Source organism: Acidovorax sacchari, assembly GCF_042847045.1.
In the GTDB taxonomy this organism is placed as follows: domain Bacteria; phylum Pseudomonadota; class Gammaproteobacteria; order Burkholderiales; family Burkholderiaceae_C; genus Paracidovorax; species Paracidovorax sacchari.
On record NZ_AP035783.1, the window covers coordinates 1,398,420 to 1,424,355 of the forward strand.

The following is a 25,936-nucleotide window of genomic DNA, read 5'->3' on the forward strand; positions in this document are numbered from 1 at the left end:
GGATGGCTGCAGGCGCATCTTCGGCCCGCCGCGGGGTCGGGCAGCGAAACGGCTCAGCCGCGGGGCGTGCCGTCAGGGCAGCCAATCATACGCAGCGGTGCGATCGGGCAGTCCCCAGGCCGGATCGTAGACCGGGCCGAGAAAGTACAGGCCGTCCGGGGAGAAGGTGGGCGCCGCCGCGTCCCGCGAGCGCGCCTGCAGCACGGCGTGCATCCAGTCCGCCGGGTGCTGTCCCTGGCCGACCGCCACGAGGCATCCCATGATGTTGCGCACCATGTGGTGCAGGAAGGCATTGCCCTCGAACTCGAATCGCCAGTAGCAGGTGGGTACGTCGCCACGGTCGCCCGAGGCCTGGCCTGCCGGCACCCCGCCCGTGCCGCGCTGCGTGATCTCGATGCGGCGCAGCGTCTTGACGGGTGACTTCGCCTGGCATGCGGAGGCGCGGAAGGAGGTGAAGTCGTGTTCGCCAAGCAGGTGCCGTGCCGCGGCGCGCATGGCGTCCCCGTCCAGGGCGTGGAAGACCCAGCCCACCCGTCCCGACTCCACGCTCGGGCGCACGGGCGACTGCAGCAGTACGTAGGCGTACCGGCGGGCCGTGGCGCTGGCGCGCGAATGGAAGGCTTCCGGCACGGGGCGCGCCCATTGCACGGCGATGTCCGGCGGCAGGAAGGTGTTGGTGCCGCGCACCCAGGAGAACGGCGTTCGCTCCAGCGGCGTGTCGAAGTGCACCACCTGCATGAGGCCGTGCACCCCGGCATCCGTGCGCCCGGCGCAGATCGTGGAAACCTCGTGCGTGGCGAAGCGCGCGAGGGCCGCCTCCAGGCGGTCCTGCACGGTCGTCCCACCGGGCTGGCTCTGCCAGCCGCGGTAGGCGGAACCGTTGTAGCTGACGCCCAGCGCCACCCTCATGGCCGCCCGCCCGTGCGCCGGGCCCGCCCGGTCGCGGACTGCCGGGCCATCAGCCCAGTTCGGCCAGCAGGCGCTGTGCCCGGGCCTTGAGCGGGCCCGAGGATTCCGCGATGACTTCTTCGACCAGGGTGCGCGCGCCTTCGGCGTCCCCGATCGCATTGAACTCTTCGGCCAGCGCCAGCTTGGTGGCCAGCGGGTCGTCCGGCAGCCCGGCGGCGTCGCCCATTGCTTCGCCAGGCTCCGTGGCGGCAGGGGCGGTTTCTGCTGCAGCGGTGGACGGCTCCATGCGGCCGGCGGAGGGCGCATCCAGGTCCAGCGACAGATCGCCCAGGTCAAATTCGAGGGGAACGGGGGCGGAAGCGGGCGCGGCCTCCGGCTCCAGCGAGGCGCGGGCCGAGTCTGCCAGCGACAGATCATCCGGGAAGTCCAGTTCCGGAGCCGGTGCGGACTGCGGGGCGGCGCTGCCGGCCATCGGGAGCGGAGAGGTGGGCGACGGATCGAACTCGAGCACCGGCTCCGCGGCCTCTGCAGGCGCCGCTGCGGTGCTGGCCAGAGGGGCCGTCGTGGCTGCAGCCGTCGCCGCTGCGAAGGCGCCGGGCGCCGCGGGCGGCTGGGCGGGCGCTTCGGTCAGGGCATCGTCCGGCAGGTCGAGATCCAGGTCCAGGTCGAGGTCGGGCGGCATCGCTGCCGCGGTGGCTGCCGCTGCCCCGGCTGCCGCTCCGGCGGCAGCGACGCCAGCAGCCGTACGGCCGTCGGTCAGCGTGCTGGGGAATCCTTCGGCGGGCAACGGGTGCGCGTCGTCGTCGTCCAGCACCGGGGGGCGGCCCCCCGGCTGGTACAGCGGATTCTCCGGATCGATGCTGCGGCCGAGGTCTGCGACACGGTTCCAGTCCATGCCTTGCCCGTCGGTCAGCCGGAACACGTCCTGCGCCACGGCGCCGAGCGCCTTGCGGTCCTGGCGCTTGGCGTAGATCTCTGCCAGTTTCACGTGCACCGCGGTACGGTCGGGGCTGTGGCGCAGGGCCTCCTTGAGAATTTCTTCCGCCTGCAGGTCACGGCCGTAGGCCAGATAGACATCGGCTTCGGCCACGGGATCCACGTCGCCGCCCGCGTCGAGCTGGCTGGGCGAGTACGCCATGGACGATGCGCCCGTGGTGAGCTGGCTGCTGGCAGTGTCCACCCGCTGCCCGCCGCTCGCGCCGAAGAAGGAGTCCGGCTGCAGCTTGCTTTCGAGGAAGGAGCTGTCCACCGCATTGCGGTTGCGCCGGTTCTGTACCGTCCGGTAGACGCCGTAGCCCAGCAGCAGTGCCAGCAGGCCGCCGCCGGCCAGCGGCAGCATCGGGTTCTCCAGCAGGGAATCCAGGAATCCGGGCTCTTCCGGCGGCGCGGCCGGGGGAGGCGTTTGCGGGCGTGCAGCCGGAGCGGCCGCGGGCGCTGCAGCGGCCGAGGCTCCGGACGCAGGAGCGCTGGCCGCCGCTGCTGCAGAGGCGGCCGTTTCCTGCGTCGGAGCCGGCGCCGGGGCGGATGCCGTTGCCGAAGCCGCAGGGGCAGCGGCAGCCGGTGCCGCGGAGGGGGCGCTGGCCGCCGGCGCTGGCGCAGGGACCGGCGCGGGCGCGGATGCAGCAGGTGCCGGAGCAGAGGCCGGGGGTGCGCCGACCGGCACGGCGATGCGGCCGGGCTGCGCGGCCGAGGCGGCTGCGGCCGGCGCGGGTGCGCCCGCCGGTGCGGACGCGGTCCCCAGCTTGTTCAGTTCGGAGATGTTCTTGGACAGCTCGGCCATGCGGGCGGAGTCCGCACCGGCCTGCTTGTCGCGTGCCAGCTGCTCCTCGGCGGCGCGCTGGCCGCGCATGGCACCCTTGGAGAGCGTGAGCTTGTCGGGCGCAGCGGTTGCTGCCTTGCGGTCTTCGACCTGCGTCTGCACGCGGCCGCTGGCAGAGCGTTCGGCTGCAGCCACCTCGGCGGAAGGGGCCGCACCCGCGAGGCGGCGACGGAATTCGTTGAAGTCGCGGCTTTGCGCGGCGATGATCTGCCGTGCTTCCGCGGGCGGCGTGGCGCGGGCCTGCGCCTCGCTCGGGATATCCAGCACGGCGCCCGACTTCATGCGGTTCACGTTGCCGCGGATGAAGGCGTCCGGGTTGGCACGCATCATGGCCACCAGCATCTGGTCCAGCGAGACCCCGGCAGGGCGGTAGGCGCCGGCCAGACGGCCGGCCGTGTCGCCGGGGCGCACCACCACGCTCTCGGGAGCTCCCGGGGACGTTGCGGGCGCTGGCGCCGCTGCGGTGGCCGGGCGTTGCGGGCGGGCCGCTGGCGGGGCGGCTGGCGCAGGCGCTGTCGCGGAAGAGGGTGGTGGCACCTCGGCGCGCGGCTGCTGCGCGGGTACTGCCGGGCGGGACGGGGCCGTGGCCTGCGGCACGGGCGAGGGGGCTGCGCCAGCCTGCGCGGTGGCGGTGGGGGCCGGCGCCTCGCGGCGGCTGGCAGGTGGATCGAGCAGCAGGGTGTAGCTGCGCACGAGCTGGCCCGCGTTCCAGCTGGTGTCCAGCACCAGGTCCACGAAGGGGTCGTTGACGGGGCGGCTCGTGGTCAGGCGCAGGGCCATGGAGCCGTCGGCCTTGCGCTGCAGCCGCACCTGCAGGTCGTTGAGGGTGGGAGAGAACTCCAGGCCCTGCGCACGGTAGGTCTGCGCGGAGGCCGGGGCGGCGCGCAGGGATTCCGCTTCGGCGGCCGTGATCTGAGGCAGGTCGATTTCGGCCCGCAGCGGCTCGCCCAGGGCCGACTGGACCGACAGGCGCCCGAGGGAAAGGGCACTGGCATCGGAGGTGTAGAAGCCGGTCGAGACGAGGGCCGCCGCGGCCAGAGCAGATAGTTTCCAACGATGCATGTGTGCCATCAGCCGATCAAGTTTGAGCCTTCGCGAAAAGCGCGGAAGCGGGACGAACCCGGTTCCGCGCCTGCGCGTGAAAATATGTAAAAAGCACCATAGCATCAATGTTTTGCAGTGACAAGCGAGGTACCGGGGCCCCCGCGATCACCTCCACGGGAGGCTCGCGAGAGGCCGTTTTTGCATGTTGCCGTAGGACAACGACTCGTAACAAAGCGTGCGTGAACCCCGTATCCCGGTTACGTCCAGCCCGGGGCGGGAAGGCGCCGCGGTCAGGCGTCCAGCAGGATGCGCAGCATGCGGCGCAGCGGCTCGGCGGCGCCCCACAGCAGCTGGTCGCCGATGGTGAAGGCGCCGATGTAGTCCGGGCCCATGGCAAGCTGGCGGATGCGTCCGACCGGGATGGTCATCGTGCCGGTCACGGCGACGGGGGTCAGGTCCTTGAGCGTCGCCTCGCGGGTGTTCGGCACCACCTTCACCCACTCGTTGTCGGCGGCGATCATGGCCTCGATGTCGGCCACGGGCACGTGCTTCTTCAGCTTGAAGGTCAGGGCCTGGCTGTGGCAGCGCATGGCACCCACGCGCACGCAGAAGCCGTCCACCGGCACGGCCTGGGTGCCGAAGCCTTCGCCCTGGCCGAGGATCTTGTTGGTCTCGGCCATGCCCTTCCACTCTTCCTTCGACATGCCGTTGCCCAGGTCCTTGTCGATCCAGGGAATCAGGCTGCCGCCCAGCGGCACGCCGAAGTTGGCGGTCTCGGCCTCGGAGAGGCTGCGCTGCCTGGCGATGACCTTGCGGTCGATCTCCAGGATGGCGCTCTTCGGATCGTCCAGCAGCGAGCGCACTTCGGCATTCAGCGTGCCGTACTGCGTGAGCAGTTCGCGCATGTGCTGCGCGCCGCCGCCGCTGGCCGCCTGGTAGGTCTGGGTGCTCATCCATTCGACGAGGCCGGCCTTGTACAGCGCGCCCACGCCCATGAGCATGCAGCTGACCGTGCAGTTGCCGCCGATCCAGTTCCTGCCGCCCCTGGCGAGCGAATCCTTGATGACGGGCATGTTGACCGGATCGAGCACGATCACGGCGTCGTCCTTCATGCGCAGCGTGGAGGCGGCATCGATCCAGTGGCCCTTCCAGCCGGCGTCGCGCAGCTTGGTGAAGACTTCCGTGGTGTAGTCGCCGCCCTGGGCGGTGAGGATGATGTCGCAGCGCTTGAGGGCGTTGATGTCGAACGCATCCTGCAGCGTGGTTTCGTTCTTCGCCTGCGCCGGGGCCTTGCCGCCCGCGTTCGAGGTGGAGAAGAAAAGCGGCTCGATGAGGCCGAAATCGCCCTCGGCTTCCATGCGTTCCATCAGGACCGAGCCGACCATGCCGCGCCAGCCGACCAACCCTACCAACTTGCTCATTTCAACGCCCTTTCGGTTTAAGAAAACAGTACCCGACCGGGACTGCTCGCCTGGCTCGTCAGGGCCAGGAAGGGCGCACGACGAACCAGGCTGGATCAGCCCTTAATGGTGGTCGTGGTTTTGGTGGTGATTGCGCGCGTGGCCACGCCTGCCAGGGCGGCAGAGGCGGTGTTCAGGGCGAACGGGCGGGCGGCAAACATGAAGAGCGATTTTAGCGGATGCACGGGGGAGCGGCGTACGCGGAGTTACGCATGCAGGCGGCAGGAGCCCGGTCCGCGTCGCGGCAGCGCCACACGTGGCCGCGCTGTTCACCCTCGCAGGACCGAGATGCCCCCGTCCACCAGCATCGCGGTGCCTGTGACGAAAGACGATGCGTCCGAAGCCAGGTAGAGCGCCGCCTGCGCGATTTCCTCGGGGCGCGCCAGCCGCCGCAGGGCGTGCAGCCGGGCCACCTGGGCCAGGGCCTCGGGGCTGCCGTTCATCTCGCGTGCCATGGGGGTGTCGGTGCCGCCGGGCAGCAGGGCATTGACGCGTATTCCTTCGCCGCCATATTCGGCCGCCAGGGCCTGCGCCAGCCCGATGAGGCCGGACTTGCTGGCTGCGTACGCCGCCACGCCCGCGAACCCGGCGGTGTAGCCGACGAAGGTGGAAGTGAAGATGACGGAGCCGCCGCCGCGCTCCCGCATGGCCGGGATCTGCTGCCGCGCGCCGAGGAATGCGCTGCCGAGATTGGTGTCCAGCGTGTGGCGCCAGTCGTCCGGATGGATGTCGGTCGTGGGGCCGAGGGGCCCGAGCGTGCCGGCGTTGTTGAAGGCGATGTCCAGCCCGCCGAACCGTCCGACCGCCTCCTGCACCAGGGCCTCGGCATATGCCGCATCGCAGACGTCGCCGGCCAGTGCGGTGGCCTGCCCGCCGGCGTCCCGGATCTCCGCCACGAGCCGGTCCAGTTCTGCCTGCCGCCGCGCTCCGGCCACGACGCGTGCGCCCTGCTGCGCGAAGAGCAGGGCGGCAGCCCGGCCGATGCCCGAGCTGGCGCCCGTGACGATGGCGATGCGGTGGTCGAGGGAAGGCATGCTGCGGACTCCGGCGCGGTGGTGGAACATGCACGGAAGTCTGCGCTTGGCTGCGCCGGCCGTCTGGCCGCATCCGGACCCATGATGCGCCGGGCGGCAGCCGAAAAAAAGCGGCCCTTGTGGGCCGCTGGTCGGGAAGTGGAACGGGTAGGTGTCAGCGCGCCAGGGCCTTCACCACCGCATCGCCCATCTGCGCCGTGCCGACCTTGGTCGTGCCCTCGCTCCAGATGTCGGGCGTGCGCAGCCCCTGGGCCAGCACGTTCTGCACGGCGGCTTCGATGCGCTGGGCGGCGGCTTCCTGGTTCAGGCTGAAGCGCAGCATCATCGCGGCCGACAGGATCGTGGCCAGCGGATTGGCCACGCCCTGGCCGGCGATGTCGGGTGCGCTACCGTGGCTGGGCTCGTACAGGCCCTGGTTCTTCGCGTTCAGGCTGGCCGAGGGCAGCATGCCGATCGAGCCGGTGAGCATCGAAGCCTCGTCCGAGAGGATGTCGCCGAACATGTTGCCGGTGACCACCACGTCGAAGGCCTTGGGCGCCTTCACCAGTTGCATGGCGGCGTTGTCCACGTACATGTGCTGCAGCTCCACATCCGGGTATTGCTGGCCCACTTCGGTGACCACGTCCTTCCAGAACTGGAAGGTCTCCAGCACGTTGGCCTTGTCCACGCTCGTGACCTTCTTGCTGCGCTTGCGCGCGGCCTGGAAGGCGACGTGGGCGATGCGCTCGATCTCGGGTTTCGAGTAGCGCATGGTGTCGAAGGCTTCCTCGGCACCGGGGAAGTGGCCGTCCACTGCCGTGCGGCGGCCGCGCGGCTGGCCGAAGTAGATGTCGCCCGTCAGCTCGCGGATGATGAGGATGTCCAGGCCCGCGATCAGCTCGGGCTTGAGGCTGGAGGCGCCCACCAGCTGCTCGTAGCAGATGGCCGGACGGAAGTTGGCGAACAGGCCCAGGTTCTTGCGCAGGCCGAGGATGGCCTGCTCGGGGCGCAGCGGACGGTCGAGCTTGTCGTACTTCCAGTCGCCCACGGCGCCGAACAGCGTGGCGTCGGCCTCCTGGGCGAGCTTCAGCGTGGCCTCGGGCAGGGGATGGCCGTGCGCCTCGTAGGCCGCGCCTCCGACCAGCGCCGACTCCATCTCGAACGGCAGGTCGAGCGCGTCGAGCACTTTCACGGCCTCGGCCACGATTTCCGGTCCGATGCCGTCGCCCGGCAGAACTGCGATTTTCATTGGGATGTCTCTTGGTAGGGAAAAAGGGGGCAGGGAGGGCCGGGGCTCAGCCTGGCATGGTGTGCGCGAGCCACGGCTTGGTGGCGAGCCGCTCGGCCTCGAAGGCGCGGATCTTGTCGGACTGGCGCAGCGTGAGGCCGATGTCGTCGAAGCCGTTGAGCAGGCAGTACTTGCGGAAGGCGTTCACCTCGAACGGGATCTCCTCGCCCTGGGGGCGCACGATGACCTGGCGCTCCAGGTCCACCGTCAGTTCGTAGCCGGGGAAGGCGTGCACCGCGTCGAACAGCTGGGCGACGGTGTCTTCCGGCAGCACGATCGGCAGCAGGCCGTTCTTGAAGCTGTTGTTGAAGAAGATGTCGGCGAAGCTCGGCGCGATGATGGCGCGAAAGCCGTACTGGTCCAGCGCCCAGGGCGCATGCTCGCGGCTCGACCCGCAGCCGAAGTTCTTGCGCGCCAGCAGGATGGAGGCGCCCGCATAGCGCGGCTGGTTCAGCACGAAGTCGGGGTTGGGCTTGCGGGCCGATTCCGGCACGCCGGGCTGGCCCGGCTGGTCCAGGTAGCGCCATTCGTCGAACAGGTTGGGGCCGAAGCCCGTCTTCTTGATCGACTTCAGGAACTGCTTGGGGATGATGGCGTCGGTATCGACGTTTTCGCGGTCCATGGGGGCCACGAGGCCCTTGTGGAGGGTGAATTTCTGCATGGCAGGTGTCCGTTGCGGTTCGGTTCGGATTACTTGGCGGCGCGCTCGATGGCGCTGCCGGCGCGCTGCACGTCCTGGCCCATGCCCTTGACGGTGTTGCAGCCGGCCAGCAGCAGGCCCAGGGCCAGCGCGATCAGGGCGGTGAAGGTTTTCATGGCGGATTCCTGGAAGGGCCGGCGGCGGTCAGGCGAACTTGCGGATGTCCACGAAGTGCCCGTGCACGGCCGCGGCGGCCGCCATGGCGGGGCTGACCAGGTGGGTGCGTCCGCCCGCGCCCTGGCGGCCTTCGAAGTTGCGGTTGCTGGTGGACGCGCAGCGCTCGCCCGGCTCCAGGCGGTCGGCGTTCATGGCCAGGCACATGGAGCAGCCGGGCTCGCGCCACTCGAAGCCCGCGGCCTTGAAGACCTGGTCCAGGCCCTCGCGCTCGGCCTGTTCCTTCACCAGGCCCGAGCCGGGAACCACCATCGCCACCTTGATGTTCCGTGCCACTTTCCGGCCCAGCTTCTTCACCACGGCGGCGGCCTCGCGCATGTCCTCGATGCGGCTGTTGGTGCAGCTGCCGATGAACACCTTGTCCACGAAGATGTCGTTCAGCGGCTTGCCGGGCTCCAGTGCCATGTAGGTGAGCGCACGCTCGATGGCGCTGCGCTTGTTCGGGTCCTTTTCCTTGTCCGGATCGGGCACGCTGGCGTCCACGCCCAGCACCATCTCGGGCGAGGTGCCCCAGGTGACCTGCGGAACGATGTCGGCGCCGTTCAAGGTGACGACGGTGTCGAAATGGGCGTCGGCATCCGAATGCAGCGTCTTCCAGTAGGCGACGGCCTGGTCCCATTCCACGCCGGTGGGGGAGAGCGGCCGGTTCTTCACGTAATCGATGGTCTTGTCGTCCACCGCCACCAGGCCCGCGCGGGCGCCAGCCTCGATGGCCATGTTGCAGACCGTCATGCGGCCTTCCATGCTGAGCGCGCGGATGGCGGGGCCCGCGAACTCGATGGTGTAGCCCGTGCCGCCGGCCGTGCCGATCCTGCCGATGATGGCCAGCACGATGTCCTTGGCCGTCACGCCGGGGGCGACCTGGCCCTCCACGCGGATCAGCATGTTCTTCGCCTTCTTGGCCAGCAGGGTCTGCGTGGCCATCACGTGCTCGACCTCGCTGGTGCCGATGCCGTGCGCCAGGGCACCGAACGCGCCGTGCGTGCTGGTATGGCTGTCGCCGCAGACCACGGTCATGCCGGGCAGGGTGGCGCCGTTCTCGGGACCGATCACGTGCACGATGCCCTGGCGCTTGCTCATGAACGGGAAGAAGGCGGCAGCGCCCACTTCGGCGATGTTCTTGTCCAGCGTGGTGATCTGTTCCTTGCTGATCGGGTCCTCGATGCCGTCGTAGCCGCGCTCCCAGCCGGTGGTGGGCGTGTTGTGGTCGGCCGTGGCGACGATGGAGCTGACGCGCCAGACCTTGCGGCCGGCCTGGCGGATGCCCTCGAACGCCTGCGGGCTGGTCACTTCATGCACCAGGTGGCGGTCGATGTAGAGGATGGCCGTGCCGTCCTCTTCGGTATGGACGACATGCTCGTCCCAGATCTTGTCGTAGAGGGTGCGTCCCATGGTGTGTTCTCTCGTGGGCTGGTTCAGGGTGGGGATGGGTGTGTGGATTCTAGGAAGAGGCCTTGCGTTCCGGCGGCGCCAGATGGTCGGCCAGCAACCGCGCCGTCACGGGCAGGCTGCCGAAGTCGCGCGCGACGAGCCGCAGCGAGCGTTCCGCCCAGGGCTCGTCCAGGGCGACCGGCTGCAGCCGGCCCACGCCGCGCATCAGCGCGAAGGCCCGGTCGGGGAGCAGCCCGATGCCGAGGCCGTTGTCGATCATGCGGCACATGGCGTCCAGGCCCGTGACCTGGATGCGCTGGCGCAGGGGGCGTCCGGCGCGCGCCGCACCGCGCCGCATGGCGAGGCTGATGCTGCTGTTGGCCTGCAGGCCGACGATGTCCCAGTCGAGCACGTCCTCGAACGGGACTGCGGACTGCCCCGCCAGCGGATGCCCCTCGGGCACCACGAGCACCAGCCGGTCGCTGCGGTAGGGGCGGCTCTGCAGTTCCTGCGGCTCGGCGCCGTCGCCGGTATGGCACAGGCCCATGTCGGCCGCGCCTTCGCGCACCGCGTGCAGGATGTCGGGACTCAAATGCTCCTGCAGGTCGATCTTGACCTGGGCGTGTTCCCTGGCGAAGGCCCCGAGATCCTCGGGCAGGAACTGCACGATGGCGGAAATGTTGGCGTGCACCCGCACATGGCCGCGCACACCGTCGGCGTATTCGCTCAGTTCGCCCTGCATGCGCTCCAGCCCGAAAAGCACGGTGCGCGCGTGGTGCAGCAGGCTTTCCCCTGCCGGCGTCAGCGTCACGCCGCGGCTGTGCCGGTACAGCAGCGCGGAGCCCACGGCCGCTTCGAGGTCCGACAGGCGCTTGCTGACCGCGGACGCCGCGATGAATTCCCGCTCTGCGGCGCGCCCGATGCTGCCCAGCTCGCAGACGGCCACGAACAGCTGCAGCGAGGTCAGGTCGATGCGGCGCGCGAAGTGGCGGTCTGGGCTTTTCATGGGGCAGGGTGTTCGGCTTCTTATAAGGAGAAGCCTGGGCGGGATTGTCCTCTGGATGGTGGGGTCTTGCCATCGCGAAACGCGACGTCGCACATCGCGATGGCGGACGCCGGGGGGGCGTGAAAAAGCCGCCCGGCGCGGTGCGCGGGGCGGCCTGCAATGGATGCGCCGGCGATCAGGTGAAGAGATTCTTCAGCCGGTCGGTCCAGCTCTCGCCGCTGGGCGAGTGCTTGGCGCCACCCTTCTTGAGGGATTCGTCCAGCTCGCGCAGCAGCTTGCGCTGGTGTTCCGTGAGCTTGACCGGCGTCTCGACCACGATGTGGCAGTACAGGTCGCCCGGGTAGCTCGAGCGCACGCCCTTGATCCCCTTGCCGCGCAGCCGGAACTGCTTGCCGGCCTGGGTGCCTTCCGGGATGTCGATGGCTGCCTTGCCCTGTAGCGTGGGCACTTCGATCTCGCCGCCCAGGGCCGCGGTGATGAAGCTCACCGGCACCTGGCAATGCAGGTCGTCGCCGTCGCGCTCGAAGATCTCGTGCTTCTTCAGGCGGATCTCGATGTAGAGGTCGCCCGGAGGCCCGCCGTTGGTGCCCGGCTCGCCGTTGCCGACGCTGCGGATGCGCATGCCGTCGTCGATGCCGGCGGGAATCTTCACTTCCAGCGTCTTCTGCTTCTTGACCTTGCCCTGGCCGTGGCAGGTGGCGCATGGCTCGGGAATGATCTTGCCCGTGCCGCGGCAGTGCGGGCAGGTCTGCTGCACGCTGAAGAAGCCCTGGCGCATCTGCACCGTGCCCGTGCCCGAGCAGGTCGTGCAGGTCTTGGCGCTGGTGCCGGGCTTGGCGCCGCTGCCGTGGCAGGTTTCGCAGTTCTCCCAGGACGGGATGCGGATCTGCGCTTCCTTGCCCTTGGCGGCTTCCTCCAGCGTGATCTCCATCGCGTAGCTGAGGTCGTTGCCGCGATAGACCTGCCGCCCGCCGCCGGCACCCCGGCGGCCGCCGAACATGTCGCCGAAGATGTCGCCGAACGCTTCCGCGAAACCGCCGAAGCCTTCCGCACCCGAGCCGCCGGGACCGCGCATGTTGGGATCGACGCCGGCATGGCCGAACTGGTCGTAGGCCGCGCGCTTCTGCGGATCGGAGAGCATCTCGTAGGCCTCCTTGGCCTCCTTGAACTTCTCCTCGGCCGGCTTGGCGGCATCACCCTGGTTGCGGTCCGGGTGGTGCTTCATCGCCAGCTTGCGATAGGCCTTCTTGATCTCTTCGTCCGAGGCGTTCTTGGGAACGCCCAGGACTTCGTAAAAGTCTCTTTTGGACATGGTGTTTCCGGGTCCTGTGGGAACACGAACGCCGCGCAGGCCCTCGGGGGGAAGGGCGCGGCGCGGCGGCTAGGGAAGGCTCGCGCGCCCGGTGGGTGCGCGCGGCGTCGTCAGCCCTTCTTGACTTCCTTCACTTCGGCGTCCACCACGTTGTCGTCGTGCGGTGCGGAGGACGCGCCACCCGCGGAGGATGCGGCCTGGCCAGCGGCCGGGCCGGCTTCCGCACCGGCACCCGCCGCGGCGGCGGCGGCCTGCGCATCGGCGTACATCTTCTCGCCGAGCTTCTGGCTCGCCGCCATCAGGGCGTTGGTCTTTTCCTCGATCGCGGCCTTGTCCTCGCCCTTGAGCGCGGCCTCGAGGTCCTTCACCGCGGCCTCGATCTTCTCCTTCTCGCCGGCCTCGAGCTTGTCGCCGTGCTCGGACAGGCTCTTGGTCACGCTGTGGACCGCGGCCTCGCCCTGGTTGCGGGCCTGCACCAGTTCCAGCTTCTTCTTGTCGTCGGCGGCGTTCAGTTCGGCGTCCTTCACCATCTTCTGGATCTCGTCCTCGGACAGGCCCGAGTTCGCCTTGATGGTGATCTTGTTCTCCTTGCCCGTGCCCTTGTCCTTGGCGCTCACGTGCAGGATGCCGTTGGCGTCGATGTCGAAGGTCACCTCGATCTGCGGCACGCCGCGGCCGGCCGGCGGAATGCCTTCCAGGTTGAACTCGCCCAGCAGCTTGTTGGCGCTGGCGATTTCACGCTCGCCCTGGAACACCTTGATCGTCACCGCCGGCTGGTTGTCGTCGGCCGTGGAGAAGGTCTGTGCGAACTTCGTCGGGATCGTGGTGTTCTTCGTGATCATCTTGGTCATCACGCCACCCAGGGTCTCGATGCCCAGCGACAGCGGGGTCACGTCCAGCAGCAGCACGTCCTTGCGGTCGCCCGAGAGCACCTGGCCCTGGATGGCGGCACCGACGGCCACGGCCTCGTCAGGGTTCACGTCCTTGCGCGGCTCCTTGCCGAAGAATTCCTTGACCTTCTCCTGCACCTTGGGCATGCGGGTCATGCCGCCGACCAGGATCACGTCATGGATGTCCGACACGCTGATGCCGGCGTCCTTGATGGCGGTGCGGCAGGGAGCGATGGTGCGCTCGATCAGCTCTTCCACCAGGCTCTCCAGCTTGGCGCGGGTCAGCTTGATGTTCAGGTGCTTCGGGCCCGACGCGTCGGCCGTGATGTAGGGCAGGTTGATGTCGGTCGCGGCGGAGGAGGACAGCTCGATCTTGGCCTTCTCGGCGGCTTCCTTCAGGCGCTGCAGGGCCAGCACGTCCTTGGACAGGTCCACGCCTTGCTCTTTCTTGAACTCGGCAATGATGTAGTCGATGATGCGCTGGTCGAAGTCCTCGCCGCCCAGGAAAGTGTCGCCGTTGGTGGACAGCACTTCGAACTGCTTTTCGCCATCGACATCGGCGATCTCGATGATGGACACGTCGAACGTGCCGCCGCCCAGGTCATAGACGGCGATCTTGCGGTCGCCCTTTTCCTGCTTGTCGAGGCCGAAGGCCAGCGCCGCAGCCGTCGGCTCGTTGATGATGCGCTTGACGTCCAGGCCCGCGATGCGGCCGGCGTCCTTGGTGGCCTGGCGCTGGGCGTCGTTGAAGTATGCCGGCACCGTGATCACGGCCTCGGTGACGGGCTCGCCCAGGTAGTCCTCGGCGGTCTTCTTCATTTTGCGAAGCACTTCGGCGCTGATCTGCGGCGGGGCCAGCTTGTTGCCGCGCACTTCCACCCAGGCGTCGCCGTTGTCGGCCTTGGCGATCGTGTAGGGCATGAGGTCGATGTCCTTCTGGACCTCCTTTTCCTCGAATTTGCGGCCGATCAGGCGCTTGGCGGCGTAGATGGTGTTCTTGGGGTTCGTCACGGCCTGGCGCTTGGCCGAGGCGCCGACGAGGATCTCGCCGTCTTCCTGGTAGGCGATGATGGACGGGGTGGTGCGGGCGCCTTCGCTGTTCTCGATCACGCGGGTCGTGTTGCCCTCCATGATGGCGACGCAGCTATTCGTGGTGCCCAGGTCGATACCGATGATTTTTCCCATGTTTTTCTCCGCGATTCTTGAAGGATTTGGATAGCCAGTAACTTGTGGATAACTTGTCCGGCTTCAAGCCGTCGGCCCCGGGAATTTCTTTCCGCGGCGCACCGGGCGGCGAGGGCCAGAGGGGCACGTCACTTCGGTGCCGCCACCGTGACGAGGGCCGGGCGCAGCACCCGGTCGGCGATGACGTAGCCTTTCTGCAGCACGGACACGATGGTGTTGGGCTCCTGTTCGGCGGGCACCATGCTGATGGCCTGGTGCTGGTGGGGGTCGAACTTCTCGCCGGCGCCCGGCTGGATCGCCAGGACCTTGTTGCGCTCGAGGGCGGAGGTGAGCTGGCGCAGCGTGGCGTCGGTGCCCTCGCGCAACTGTTCGATCGTGGCGTCCTTGATGGCGAGTGCCGCCGTCAGGCTGTCGGCCACGGGCAGCAGGCTCTCGGCGAAGCTCTCGATGCCGAACTTGCGGGCCTTGGAGACTTCCTCGTCCGCGCGGCGGCGGGCGTTCTCGGCTTCGGCCTTGGCGCGCAGGAACTGGTCGGCGAGGTCGGCGCTCTTGGCCTTGAGCTCGGCCAGTTCGTTCTGCAGGCGGCCCAGCTCGTCCGCCGCATGCGCGGCCATGGTCGCCTCCACGGCTTCGGGGCTGTCGGACGGAGACGCCGTCGTCGCGGCGTTCTGGGGGGCTGGATGCTGTTGATCGGACATGTCGGTTGTTCTGGTGTAGGTGAATGAACGATGGACGCACGGCACCTGGGTGCAAAGGGAGGGATTTCAAGCGAAGTCCCGCCAAATTCCGGCATCTGTTGCCCGGGCGGGGCGCGAAGTGCACATGCCGGCGCAAGGAGTGTACAAGCCGGCGACGCTAGGGCTATAATCGCCGGCTTTGCCTTGCCACACTGCTTCACATGACGCGGCGGGTGGCTCATCCCAGAAGGAGATTACATGCGTCACTACGAAATCATCTTGCTGATCCATCCGGATCAAAGCGAACAGGTTCCAGCCATGCTGGAGCGCTACAAGGGCATGATCACCGCCGGCGGCGGCAAGATCCACCGCGTGGAAGACTGGGGCCGCCGCCAGCTGGCCTACATGATCAACAAGCTCGCCAAGGCCCATTACCTGTGCGTGAACATCGAGGCCGACCAGGCCGTGATGGCTGAACTGGAGCATGCCTTCAAGTTCAACGACGCCGTGCTGCGCCACCTGACCGTGGTGAAGAAGAAGGCCGAGACCGGCGCTTCCTCGATGATGAAGACCGTCGAGCGCGAAGAGGCACGCAAGGCCAGCCAGGCCGAGTTCGCCGCCGCCAACGAGCGCTGATCCGACCGCTTCCCCGGGAGCCGTGGAACCCCGCAACAGCGTGACGCTGACGGCCTGCATCGCGGAGACCAAGCCTCTGCGGTACACCCCGGCCGGTCTGCCCGCCCTGGACCTGAAGCTCGAGCACGGCTCGAAGCAGTCCGAGGCTGGCGTGCAGCGAGACGTTGCGGCGGTCGTGAAGGCGGTGGCCTTCGGCGCATTGGCCGAACGCCTCGCCCGGCAGGCACTGGGCAGCCTCTGGACCTTCCAGGGCTTCCTCGCCACGCCGCGCAACGCCAAGGGTCTGGTGTTCCACATCCAGGACATTCAACAAGATTAATTTTCAAGAGGCTTACAAATGGCCACGTTCAAGAAGTTCAACAAGGACAAGCGTCCGAAGCGCAACACCCAGTCGCTGCTGTTCAAGCGCAAGCGTTTCTGCCGTTTCACGGTCGCCGGCGTCGAAGAGATCGACTACAAGGATGTCGACACGCTGCGTGACTTCATCGCCGAAAACGGCAAGATCATCCCCGCGCGCCTGACCGGCACGCGCGCCATCTACCAGCGTCAGCTGAACACCGCCATCAAGCGCGCGCGCTTCCTGGCCCTGGTGCCCTACAGCGACCAGCACAAGATCTGAGGAGCAAGAGCCATGCAAATCATCCTGCTCGACAAAGTGGTCAACCTCGGCAACCTGGGCGAAATCGTCAAGGTCAAGGACGGCTACGCACGCAACTTCCTGATCCCCTCGGGCCGCGCACGCCGCGCCACCGAAGCCAACAAGGCCGAATTCGAAGCCAAGCGCGTCGAACTCGAAAAGGCTGCAGCCGCCAAGCTGGCTGAAGCCCAGGGCCAGGGCGAAAAGCTCGGCGGCACGACCGTCAAGCTGACGCAGAAGGCTGGCGTGGACGGTCGCCTGTTCGGCTCCGTCACCAACCACGACATCGCCGAAGAGCTGAACAAGCAAGGCTACAAGATCGCCAAGTCGCAGGTCCGCCTGCCGAACGGCCCGATCAAGACCGTGGGCGACTCCACGGTGAGCGTGGCCCTGCACACCGACGTGGTGGTGGAAGTCACCGTGTCCGTGTACGGCGAAACCGCCTGATCGGCCAGAAAGCCGGAGCGCTTTCCACCCCGGCAAAAGCCGCCTCCCGAGGCGGCTTTTGCGTTTTCTGGCGCCGCATCCATGCACCGCCAGCCCACCGGCTGTGAACGGCTTTTCCACAGACTTGTCCACTGACCGACAGTTTCCGGCCCCGCCGCGGTACCGGAAGCGCAAGGATCGATTGCCATGAGTTCCGACTTCCCTCCGCTGCACGAATCCGATTTCGCGTCTGCCGTCCCGGCGGACCAGGAGGTGGCCCGGCTGCGCATGCCACCGCATTCGCTGGAGGCCGAGTCCAGCGTGCTGGGTGGGCTGCTGCTCGACAACATGGCCTGGGACCGTGTGGGCGACCTGCTGGTGGATGGGGATTTCTACCGGCACGAGCACCAGCTCATCTATTCGGCCATCGGCAAGCTGGTGAATGCCAGCAAGCCGGCGGACGTGATCACGGTCTTCGGGGAACTGCAGAGCCTGGGCAAGGCCGAGGAGGTGGGCGGGCTGGCCTATCTCAACAACCTGGCGCAGTACGTTCCCAGCGCCACCAACATCCGCCGCTACGCGGAGATCGTGCGCGAGCGCTCCATCCTGCGCAAGCTGGTCACGGCGAGCGACGAAATTTCCACGACGGCCTTCAATCCGAAGGGAAAGACGGTCGAGAAGATCCTGGACGAGGCCGAATCCAAGATCTTCGCCATCGGCGAGGAGGGCTCGCGCAACAAGCAGGGCTTCCAGTCGCTCGACACCCTCGTGGTGGACCTGCTGGACCAGGTGCAGGAGATGGCGGACAACCCGATGGACGTGACCGGCGTGCCGACGGGTTTCGCCGACCTGGACCGCATGACCTCGGGGCTGCAGGCCGGCGACATGATCGTGCTGGCTGCGCGTCCTTCGATGGGCAAGACCTCGTTCGCCGTGAACATTGCGGAGCACGTGGCGCTCAACGAAGGCCTTCCCGTGGCCATCTTCTCGATGGAAATGGGGGCCGCCCAGCTCGCCGTGCGTATCGTGGGCTCGATCGGCCGCGTGAACCAGGGCAACCTGCGGACCGGCAAGCTGACCGACGAGGAATGGCCGCGCCTGACCGAAGCGATCGAGCGCCTGCGTACCGTGTCGCTGCACATCGACGAAACGCCGGGCCTCACCCCGGGCGAGCTGCGGGCCAACGCCCGCCGCCTGGCCCGCCAGTGCGGAAAGCTCGGCCTGATCGTGGTGGACTACCTGCAGCTCATGAGCGGCTCGGGCGCGGGCAGCGCCGACAACCGGGCGACCGAGCTGGGCGAGATCTCGCGGGGGCTGAAGATGCTGGCCAAGGAACTGCAGTGCCCGGTGATCGCGCTCTCCCAGCTCAACCGCTCGGTGGAGCAGCGCACCGACAAGCGCCCCATGATGTCCGACCTGCGCGAATCGGGCGCCATCGAGCAGGATGCGGACATCATCATGTTCATCTACCGGGATGACTACTACAACAAGGACTCCAAGGAGCCCAACGTGGCCGAGGTCATCATCGGCAAGCAGCGGAACGGCCCGACAGGCACGGTGAAGCTGTTCTTCCAGAAGAACCAGACGCGGTTCGAGAACCTGGCCATGGGGTCGGGCGACGATTTCTGACGCCGGGCAGGGCGGGCCTGCGCCACCCTACGCCCTGGCGACGGTGTAGACCACCATCCCCAGCAGCACCACGCCCAGCACCCCGCAGGCCACCACCAGGCGCTGCGCGCCGGTGCGCAATGCGCTCACGGTGGCGACGAGCTGGGCGTTCTGCTGGGCCAGCTGCTCGATGACTTCCAGGGCCTGGCGTTGCGACTGCTCCAGCGCCTGCACCTGGTCCTCCAGGGCGCCGATGCGCTGCAGGGCCAGTTCCTGGGGCGACGGGGCGGTGGATGCCGCCAGGCGTGCGGCTTCCTCGTCCGCCTGTGCCTGTTCGGCCTCCCGGGCGCTCCGGCTGCGCAGCAGCCCCTTCGCGGCCTTGATGAGCTGCGGAGAGGCCTCGATCACCTTGTCCCATGGGACCAACTGCAGGGCGGTGATCCAGCTGATGGCCATGCGTCAGAGCACTTCGCTGGCGAAATCCGCGAGGCGCGAGCGCTCGCCGCGCGCCAGGGTGATGTGCCCGCTGTGCGGCCAGCCCTTGAAGCGGTCCACCGCGTAGGTGAGGCCGGAGGAGCCTTCGGTCAGGTAGGGCGTGTCGATCTGCGCGAGGTTGCCCATGCAGATGATCTTGGTGCCCGGGCCCGCGCGCGTGATCAGCGTCTTCATCTGCTTGGGCGTCAGGTTCTGCGCCTCGTCGATGATGACGTACTTGTTGAGGAAGGTGCGGCCGCGCATGAAGTTCATGCTCTTGATCTTGATGCGGCTGCGGATCAGCTCGTTGGTGGCCGCGCGGCCCCACTCGCCGGCGTTGCCGCCGTCGCCCTTGGCGAGGAATTCGAGGTTGTCGTCCAGGGCGCCCATCCAGGGGCCCATCTTCTCCTCCTCGGTGCCGGGCAGGAAGCCGATGTCCTCGCCCACGCTCACGGTGGCGCGGGTCATGATGATCTCGGTGTAGCGGCGCTCGTCCAGCACCTGCGTGAGTCCGGCGGCGAGCGCCATCAGGGTCTTGCCGGTGCCGGCCGTGCCGGTGAGCGTGACGAAATCGACCTCCGGGTCCATGAGCAGGTTCATCGCGAAGTTCTGCTCGCGGTTGCGCGTGTTCACGCCCCAGACGGTGTTCTTGGCCGAGCCGTAGTCCTTGAGGGTCTGCAGCACGGCGGTCTTGTCGCGGATCTCGGTCACCCGCGCGAACAGGCTGGGCTCGCCGGGGGCCTCGAAATAGACGAACTGGTTGATCATGAGCTGCGGCACGATCGGCCCGCCGATGCGGTAGTAGGTGTGCGCGCCGCTCTGCCAGCTCTCGACGTTCTTGCCGGTCTTCGTCCAGAAGTCGGCCGGCAGGGCCAGCACGCCGGAGTACAGCAGGTCGCCGTCTTCCAGGGCCTTGTCGTTCTGGTAGTCCTCGGCGGTGAGGCCGAGCGCGCGCGCCTTGACGCGCATGTTGATGTCCTTGGACACCAGAACGACCTCGCGCGGCGCGTACTTGTGGCGCAGCGCTTCCACCACGCCCAGGATCTGGTTGTCGGCCTTGCCGGGGGGCAGGCTGGTGGGCAGCTGGTAGTCCAGCGGTTCGGTCTGGAAGTACAGGCAGCCGCCGGCGGCGCGCTGGCCCGTGGCATCCAGCTTGAGGCCGCGGGCGATGTCGGCACCCTGGGTGGCGGCGAGCTGGTCGAGCGTGCGGCTCGCCTGCCGGCCGTTGCGCGCCACCTCGGTCATGCCCTTCTTGTGGCCGTCGAGTTCCTCCAGCACGATCATGGGCAGGAAGATGTCGTGCTCTTCGAAGCGGAAGAGGCTGGTCGGGTCGTGCAGCAGGACGTTGGTGTCCAGCACGAACATCTTCGTGGGGCCGGTGCCGCGGCCCTTGCGGGGACGGGCTGCTGCCTCGGGCGCGGGTGCGGCCGCGCGGACGGCAGGCAACTCGCGCCGGGCTTCAGGCGCCACGGCCTGGATGGGGGCCGGCGCCGTGGCCGGGGCGGTGCGCCTGGCGGTGCGCCGGGATGCTCCGGGCGCCGTGGCGGGGGGCGCAGCCGTCGGCGCCGGGGCCTGTTCCACGGCGGCAGGCGCCTCGGCAGTGCGTGAGCGGCCCGTGCTGGCGGCGGTAGTGCCGCGGGCGGGTTTCCTGGCTGCCTTGCGTGGCGCGGAGGTATGGCCGTCCGGCAGCACTGCCGGGCTGGCTGTTTCCAGGGATTCCTCGGTCTGCGGATCTTCCATGCGGGATCTGGCGGTGGCGCGGAAGGCATCCGGAGAAAGCAGGGCGGCGCGTTTCGTCGGTGCGGGGGGCAGGGGCATAGTGCGGGCCTTGGGAGGAGGACGGGAGGGAGTCAGAAAGCAAAAAGCCGCCTGGAGACCGAGGCGGCTTTGTGGGGGTGGGGGAGCGTTGCGTCGTGCAGCAGCATTGAAACCATTATGCACGGTTGCCGTGGCACTCCCTGCATGCCGCGCGCAGCGCGGCTGTAGGCGCTTACGCCGCCTTCTTGAGGGCCTTGATGGACTTCACGGCCTTGAGGACCTCGTCCACGTGGCCGGGCACCTTGAGGCCGCGCCATTCCTGGACCAGCACGCCATCGGGGCCGATGAGGAAGGTGCTGCGCTCGATGCCCTTGACCTTCTTGCCGTACATGATCTTGTTCTTGACCACGCCGAACATGTGGCACATCTTCTCTTCGGTATCGGCGATGAGCTCGAAGGGCAGTTCCAGCTTTTCCTTGAAGTCGTCGTGGGACTTCATGTTGTCCCGCGACACGCCGAACACGGCGGCGCCGGCCTGGGCGAAATCCTCGTACTTGTCGCGGAACTGCATGGCCTCGGTGGTGCAGCCGGGGGTGTTGTCCTTGGGGTAGAAGTACAGGATCAGGATCTGGCCGAGGTGCGATGTGTTGGAGACCTTGATGCCACCGGTCGCGTTGGCTTCGAATTCGGGGAGGGGTTTGTTGACAACGATCGCCATGGCACTTCAATCTTTGATGTAGTCGTTGAAAAGCCGGAGGAGTTGTGTGTTATTGCTCTTGGAAGGCCTCCGACCGCAACCCGTAATTTTACCTTGAAACGGACTCTTTCGCGAATCGCAGGTCTGTAACCAAGATCCACGCGCGTTTCACGCCTTGGGTTCCAGCAGCAGCGCGGCGACCACGTGGCGGCCTTCCCCCGCCAGGATGTTGTAGGTCCGGCAGGCGGCCTGGGTGTCCATGGTTTCCAGGCCGATGCGCCGCGCCATGAGGGGCCGAAGCCACGCCGGCGGAGGGAAGCGGTTGCGCTGGCCGCTGCCGAAGATGACCACTTCGGCGTCGAGCTCCGCGAGCAGCGCGAAATGCTCGGCGTTGAGGTCCTCGAAGCGGCTGCATTGCCATTCCCGCCGCTCGCCCCGGGAGCCGATCACCACGCTGCCGGTGAGCTTTTCCCCGTCGACCGCGATCCAGTCCGGGCCGTAGGCGCTGATGGTCTGGGCTTCGGAACGGTCGGGCTGGAATTTCATGGGAGAGGCGCCTTCGGGAGTGCGTTGCGGGCCGGCACGGCACCCGGCGGAGCGGGGCGGGGATCCACCGTGGAACTGTGGTCAAATTATAGGTTTCGCCAGAGGCTGCGCCGCCTGGCGGGGTATCGGAGCGTTCTCCGGCGCCTTACCGTTCACTCTTCCTGGCCCCGCGGCGTGCGCCCCGGGCCTTTCGCATGATGAAGACGATCCACAAGTCCGCGAAGCTGAATAACGTTCTCTACGATGTGCGGGGCCCGATCGTGGATGCGGCCAAGCAGATGGAGGACGAGGGCCAGAAGATCATCAAGCTCAACATCGGCAACCTGGCGCCGTTCGGCTTCGATGCTCCTGAAGAGATCCAGCAGGACATGATCCGCAACCTGCCGAACTCGGCGGGCTATTCGGACAGCAAGGGCATCTTCGCGGCACGCAAGGCCGTGATGCACTACAGCCAGCAGCAGGGCGTGAAGGGCGTGACGCTCGACGACATCTACCTGGGCAATGGCGCGAGCGACCTGATCACCATGGCCACCAACGCGCTGCTCGACGACGGCGACGAACTGCTGGTGCCCGCGCCCGACTATCCGCTCTGGACCGCCGCGGCGAGCCTGTCGGGCGGCCGGCCTGTGCACTATCTCTGCGACGAGGCGAACGGCTGGATGCCGAACCTCGACGACATCCGCGCCAAGATCACCCCCCGCACCAAGGGCCTGGTGGTGATCAACCCGAACAATCCCACGGGCGCTCTCTATTCCGACGAGTTGCTGCGCGCACTGGTGCAGATCGCGCGCGAGCACGGCCTCGTGCTGCTGGCCGACGAGGTGTACGACAAGGTGCTCTACGACGGCGAGCGCCACACGGCCATGGCGAGCCTCTCGACCGACGTGCTCACGCTCACCTTCAATTCGCTTTCCAAGGCCTACCGCTCGTGCGGCTACCGTGCCGGCTGGATGGTGGTGTCGGGCAACAAGGCCGTGGCCCGCGACTACATCGAGGGCATCAACATGCTCGCCAACATCAAGCTGGGCTCCAACGTGCCCGGACAGTGGGCGATCCAGACCGCGCTGGGTGGCTACCAGAGCATCAATGACCTGGTTCGCGAAGGCGGGCGCCTCTGCCGGCAGCGCGACCTGGCCTACGAACTCATCTCGGCGATCCCGGGCGTGAGCTGCGTGAAGCCCAAGGCGGCCCTCTACATGTTCCCTCGCCTCGACCCGGCCATGTACCCGATCGCCGACGACCGCCAGTTCTTCATGGAAGTGCTGCGCGCCACCCGCGTGATGCTGGTGCAGGGATCGGGCTTCAACTATCCCGACCAGCAGCATTTCCGCATCGTGTTCCTCCCGCACGAGGACGACCTGCGCGAGGCCATCGGCCGCCTGGCGGACTTCCTGGCGCTCTACCGCCAGAAGCACGCGGCCGCGTGACGCGCGGCGGCACCCTGTTCCTTCCGAGTTCCAACCATTGCCGGCAGCGCAGCACATACCGCGCCGCGGCACCTTCTGACTGAGATTTCCGACCATGAAACCGATCCAAGTGGGCCTGCTGGGCATTGGCACCGTCGGCAGCGGCGTGTTCAACGTGCTGCGACGCAACCAGGAGGAGATCCGCCGCCGCGCGGGCCGCGGCATCGAGATCGCCATGGTGGCGGACCTCGACGTGGAGCGCGCCCGCTCCGTCGCGGGCAGCAGCGTGCAGGTGGTGAACGACGCGCGCGCCGTGATCGCCAACCCCGACATCGACATCGTCGTGGAGCTGATCGGCGGCTACGGCGTGGCCAAGGCGCTGGTGATGGAAGCCATCGCGGCCGGCAAGCACGTGGTCACGGCCAACAAGGCCCTGCTGGCGGTGCATGGCACGGAGATCTTCGCGGCGGCATCGGCCAAGGGCGTGATGGTGGCCTTCGAGGCCGCGGTGGCCGGCGGCATCCCGATCATCAAGGCGCTGCGCGAGGGCCTGACGGCCAACCGCATCCAGTGGATCGCGGGCATCATCAACGGCACGACGAACTTCATCCTCTCGGAGATGCGCGACAAGGGTCTCGACTTCGACGTGGTGCTCAAGGAGGCGCAGCGACTGGGCTACGCCGAGGCCGACCCGACCTTCGACATCGAGGGCGTGGATGCGGCGCACAAGGCCACGATCATGAGCGCGATCGCCTTCGGCATCCCGGTGCAGTTCGACAAGGCCTACGTGGAAGGCATCACCAAGCTCGCCGCGGCGGACATCCGCTATGCCGAGCAGCTGGGCTACCGCATCAAGCTGCTGGGCATCGCCAAGCGGCGCGAGGGCGGGGTGGAGTTGCGCGTGCACCCGAGCCTGGTGCCGTCCAAGCGGCTGATCGCCAACGTCGAGGGTGCGATGAACGCCGTCGTGGTGCAGGCCGATGCGGTGGGCACCACGCTGTACTACGGCAAGGGCGCGGGCAGCGAGCCCACGGCCAGCGCCGTGATCGCCGACCTGGTGGACATTGCCCGCCTGGCGGCAGCCGACCCTGAACACCGCGTGCCCCACCTGGCCTTCCAGGCGAACACGCTCGACGAGGCGCGCGAGGCGCTGCCCGTGCTGCCCATGGCCGAGGTGGTCACCAGCTACTATCTGCGACTGCGCGTGGCCGACGAGGCCGGCGTTCTGGCCAAGGTGACCGGGCTGCTGGCCGGCGCCGGCATCAGCATCGACGCCGTGCTGCAGCGCGAGGCCGACGAGGTGGGCGGCGAGGGCGCCACGCACACCGACCTGATCATCCTCACGCACGACACGCGCGAGGGTACGATGAACGAAGCGATCGCGCAGATGCAGGCCCTGCCCACGGTGCTGGGGCCGATCGTGCGTGTCCGCAAGGAGGAGCTGAACTGATGCGATACCTCTCCACCCGCGGCCACGCGGACCGCAAGCGCTTCTGCGAGATCCTGCTCGAGGGCCTGGCGCCCGACGGCGGCCTGTACCTGCCCGAGCGCTACCCGCAGATCGACGACGCGGCGCTGACGCGGCTGCGCGCGGCCTACCACGAGCAGGGCTATGCGGAGCTGGCATTCCAGATCCTCTCGCTCTACATCGACGACATTCCGGCGGCCGACCTGAAGCGCCTGTGCGAGAAGACGTACACCGCCGAGGTGTTCGGCACGGGCGAGATCGTGCCGCTGCGCCACCTGGAGAACAGCCTGTGGCTGGAGGCCCTGTCCAACGGCCCCACGCTCGCGTTCAAGGACATGGCGATGCAGCTGCTCGGCAACCTGTTCGAGTACGAGCTGGGCCGGCGCGGCGAGGAACTGAACATCCTGGGCGCGACCAGCGGCGACACGGGCAGCGCGGCCGAGTACGCGATGCGCGGCAAGCGCGGCATCCGCGTGTTCATGACGAGCCCGCACGGCCGCATGAGCGCCTTCCAGCAGGCGCAGATGTTCAGCCTGCAGGACGCGAACATCTTCAACATCGCCATCGAAGGCGTGTTCGACGACTGCCAGGACATCGTCAAGGCCGTGAGCAACGACCTGGAGTTCAAGCGCCGCTTCAAGATCGGCACGGTGAACTCGATCAACTGGGCGCGGCTGCTCGCCCAGGTGGTGTATTACTTCGCGGGCTACGTGCAGGCCACCGAGTCGAACGACCAGAAGGTCAGCTTCACGGTGCCGTCGGGCAACTTCGGCAACGTCTGCGCAGGCCACGTGGCCCGCATGATGGGCCTGCCCATCGACAAGCTCGTGGTGGCGACCAACGAGAACGACGTGCTCGACGAGTTCTTCCGCACGGGCATCTACCGCGTGCGCGGCAGTGCCGACACGCACGAGACTTCCAGCCCGTCGATGGACATCAGCAAGGCCAGCAATTTCGAGCGCTTCGTGTTCGACCTGCTGGGCCACGACGCGCAGGCCACGCGCCAGCTGTTCGGCGAAGCCGTCGTGCGCGAGGGCCGGTTCGACCTGAGCCGCGATCCACGCTTCGCCGAGGCCGCGTCGCGCTATGGGTTCGTGAGCGGGCGCAGCACGCACGCGGACCGCATCGCGACCATCCGCGACACCTTCCAGCGCTTCGGCATCACGATCGACACGCACACCGCCGACGGCGTGAAGGTGGCTCGCGAGCACACCGAGCCGGGCGTGCCCATGCTGGTGCTGGAAACCGCCCTGCCCATCAAGTTCGCCGAGACGATCCGGGAGGCGCTGGGCCATGCGCCCGAGCGCCCCGCGAAGTTCGATGGCATCGAGAGCCTGCCCAAGCGCGTGCAGGTGATGCCGGCCGACGTGGATCTGGTGAAGGCCTATATCACGCGCCACTGCGACGGGACGGCCACGGCGGCCTGACCGCC

At 67.9% G+C, this 25,936-nt stretch carries 24 protein-coding genes; 8 read left to right on the forward strand and 16 right to left on the reverse strand.

The window, feature by feature from the left end; translation table 11 throughout:
* Nucleotides 1–72: 72 nt before the first annotated feature.
* The 12 genes from truA to grpE all read right to left on the reverse strand — a co-directional run bounded on the left by truA (nt 73) and on the right by grpE (nt 14,869).
* The gene (gene truA / locus ACGHC0_RS06275; RefSeq protein ID WP_368354471.1) at nt 73–909 is read right to left on the reverse strand and encodes a tRNA pseudouridine(38-40) synthase TruA; all 837 of its coding nucleotides are present in this window, start codon (nt 907–909) and stop codon (nt 73–75) included.
* 49 nt (nt 910–958) lie between these two features.
* The gene (locus tag ACGHC0_RS06280; protein ID WP_415267705.1) at nt 959–3,799 is read right to left on the reverse strand and encodes a FimV/HubP family polar landmark protein; all 2,841 of its coding nucleotides are present in this window, start codon (nt 3,797–3,799) and stop codon (nt 959–961) included.
* Between the two features lie 263 nt (nt 3,800–4,062).
* Nucleotides 4,063–5,193, reverse strand: a complete 1,131-nt coding sequence (asd, locus tag ACGHC0_RS06285) for an aspartate-semialdehyde dehydrogenase (RefSeq protein ID WP_368354472.1) — start codon at nt 5,191–5,193, stop codon at nt 4,063–4,065.
* Between the two features lie 308 nt (nt 5,194–5,501).
* Nucleotides 5,502–6,266 carry an SDR family oxidoreductase gene (locus ACGHC0_RS06290; protein WP_368354473.1) on the reverse strand — a complete coding sequence of 255 codons (765 nt, stop codon included), beginning with the start codon at nt 6,264–6,266 and terminating at the stop codon, nt 5,502–5,504.
* Nucleotides 6,267–6,420: 154 nt separating this feature from the next.
* Entirely contained in the window at nt 6,421–7,494 is a 1,074-nt protein-coding gene (gene leuB, locus ACGHC0_RS06295) for a 3-isopropylmalate dehydrogenase (protein WP_368354474.1), read from the reverse strand.
* A gap of 46 nt (nt 7,495–7,540) precedes the next feature.
* A complete protein-coding gene (gene leuD, locus ACGHC0_RS06300; protein ID WP_368354475.1) occupies nt 7,541–8,194 on the reverse strand; it encodes a 3-isopropylmalate dehydratase small subunit in 654 nt (217 codons plus the stop codon).
* A 29-nt stretch (nt 8,195–8,223) separates the two neighbouring features.
* Nucleotides 8,224–8,349 carry an entericidin A/B family lipoprotein gene (locus ACGHC0_RS06305; RefSeq protein ID WP_368354476.1) on the reverse strand — a complete coding sequence of 42 codons (126 nt, stop codon included), beginning with the start codon at nt 8,347–8,349 and terminating at the stop codon, nt 8,224–8,226.
* Nucleotides 8,350–8,377: 28 nt separating this feature from the next.
* A complete protein-coding gene (gene leuC / locus ACGHC0_RS06310) occupies nt 8,378–9,799 on the reverse strand; it encodes a 3-isopropylmalate dehydratase large subunit (RefSeq protein WP_368354477.1) in 1,422 nt (473 codons plus the stop codon).
* Between the two features lie 49 nt (nt 9,800–9,848).
* The gene (locus tag ACGHC0_RS06315) at nt 9,849–10,784 is read right to left on the reverse strand and encodes a LysR family transcriptional regulator (RefSeq protein WP_415267706.1); all 936 of its coding nucleotides are present in this window, start codon (nt 10,782–10,784) and stop codon (nt 9,849–9,851) included.
* A gap of 175 nt (nt 10,785–10,959) precedes the next feature.
* Nucleotides 10,960–12,096 (reverse strand): molecular chaperone DnaJ, encoded by a 1,137-nt coding sequence (dnaJ, locus tag ACGHC0_RS06320; protein WP_415267707.1) that lies wholly within the window; start codon nt 12,094–12,096, stop codon nt 10,960–10,962.
* 110 nt (nt 12,097–12,206) lie between these two features.
* Entirely contained in the window at nt 12,207–14,171 is a 1,965-nt protein-coding gene (dnaK, locus tag ACGHC0_RS06325; protein WP_368354480.1) for a molecular chaperone DnaK, read from the reverse strand.
* 128 nt (nt 14,172–14,299) lie between these two features.
* On the reverse strand, nt 14,300–14,869 hold the full coding sequence (gene grpE / locus ACGHC0_RS06330; protein WP_415267708.1) for a nucleotide exchange factor GrpE: 570 nt from the start codon (nt 14,867–14,869) through the stop codon (nt 14,300–14,302).
* Nucleotides 14,870–15,106: 237 nt separating this feature from the next.
* On the opposite strand from grpE, the gene rpsF reads away from it, so the two are divergent.
* From rpsF to dnaB, 5 genes are all read left to right on the forward strand, one after another.
* A complete protein-coding gene (gene rpsF, locus ACGHC0_RS06335) occupies nt 15,107–15,484 on the forward strand; it encodes a 30S ribosomal protein S6 (protein ID WP_011794371.1) in 378 nt (125 codons plus the stop codon).
* 22 nt (nt 15,485–15,506) lie between these two features.
* A complete protein-coding gene (priB, locus tag ACGHC0_RS06340) occupies nt 15,507–15,803 on the forward strand; it encodes a primosomal replication protein N (protein WP_368354482.1) in 297 nt (98 codons plus the stop codon).
* Between the two features lie 18 nt (nt 15,804–15,821).
* Nucleotides 15,822–16,103, forward strand: a complete 282-nt coding sequence (gene rpsR, locus ACGHC0_RS06345; protein WP_011794373.1) for a 30S ribosomal protein S18 — start codon at nt 15,822–15,824, stop codon at nt 16,101–16,103.
* A 12-nt stretch (nt 16,104–16,115) separates the two neighbouring features.
* The gene (gene rplI, locus ACGHC0_RS06350; protein ID WP_415267709.1) at nt 16,116–16,568 is read left to right on the forward strand and encodes a 50S ribosomal protein L9; all 453 of its coding nucleotides are present in this window, start codon (nt 16,116–16,118) and stop codon (nt 16,566–16,568) included.
* A gap of 186 nt (nt 16,569–16,754) precedes the next feature.
* The gene (dnaB, locus tag ACGHC0_RS06355; RefSeq protein ID WP_415267710.1) at nt 16,755–18,176 is read left to right on the forward strand and encodes a replicative DNA helicase; all 1,422 of its coding nucleotides are present in this window, start codon (nt 16,755–16,757) and stop codon (nt 18,174–18,176) included.
* A gap of 27 nt (nt 18,177–18,203) precedes the next feature.
* Here dnaB and ACGHC0_RS06360 read toward each other — a convergent pair whose 3' ends face one another.
* From ACGHC0_RS06360 to ACGHC0_RS06375, 4 genes are all read right to left on the reverse strand, one after another.
* Nucleotides 18,204–18,611, reverse strand: a complete 408-nt coding sequence (locus tag ACGHC0_RS06360; protein WP_368354484.1) for a hypothetical protein — start codon at nt 18,609–18,611, stop codon at nt 18,204–18,206.
* Nucleotides 18,612–18,614: 3 nt separating this feature from the next.
* Complete coding sequence (locus ACGHC0_RS06365) at nt 18,615–20,447, reverse strand: PhoH family protein (RefSeq protein ID WP_415267711.1); 1,833 nt, start codon at nt 20,445–20,447, stop codon at nt 18,615–18,617.
* Between the two features lie 172 nt (nt 20,448–20,619).
* Complete coding sequence (locus ACGHC0_RS06370) at nt 20,620–21,105, reverse strand: peroxiredoxin (protein WP_011794378.1); 486 nt, start codon at nt 21,103–21,105, stop codon at nt 20,620–20,622.
* A gap of 147 nt (nt 21,106–21,252) precedes the next feature.
* Nucleotides 21,253–21,630, reverse strand: coding sequence for an Mth938-like domain-containing protein (locus ACGHC0_RS06375; protein WP_415267712.1), 378 nt, complete (start codon nt 21,628–21,630; stop codon nt 21,253–21,255).
* Between the two features lie 197 nt (nt 21,631–21,827).
* Between ACGHC0_RS06375 and ACGHC0_RS06380 the strand changes: the two genes are divergently transcribed.
* The 3 genes from ACGHC0_RS06380 (at nt 21,828) to thrC (ending at nt 25,931) form a co-directional block, all read left to right on the forward strand.
* The gene (locus tag ACGHC0_RS06380; protein ID WP_415268387.1) at nt 21,828–23,057 is read left to right on the forward strand and encodes a pyridoxal phosphate-dependent aminotransferase; all 1,230 of its coding nucleotides are present in this window, start codon (nt 21,828–21,830) and stop codon (nt 23,055–23,057) included.
* A 94-nt stretch (nt 23,058–23,151) separates the two neighbouring features.
* Nucleotides 23,152–24,486, forward strand: coding sequence for a homoserine dehydrogenase (locus tag ACGHC0_RS06385; RefSeq protein ID WP_368354486.1), 1,335 nt, complete (start codon nt 23,152–23,154; stop codon nt 24,484–24,486).
* The gene (thrC, locus tag ACGHC0_RS06390) at nt 24,486–25,931 is read left to right on the forward strand and encodes a threonine synthase (protein WP_415267713.1); all 1,446 of its coding nucleotides are present in this window, start codon (nt 24,486–24,488) and stop codon (nt 25,929–25,931) included. The genes ACGHC0_RS06385 and thrC overlap by 1 nt, the downstream gene beginning before the upstream one ends.
* Nucleotides 25,932–25,936 lie beyond the last annotated feature (5 nt).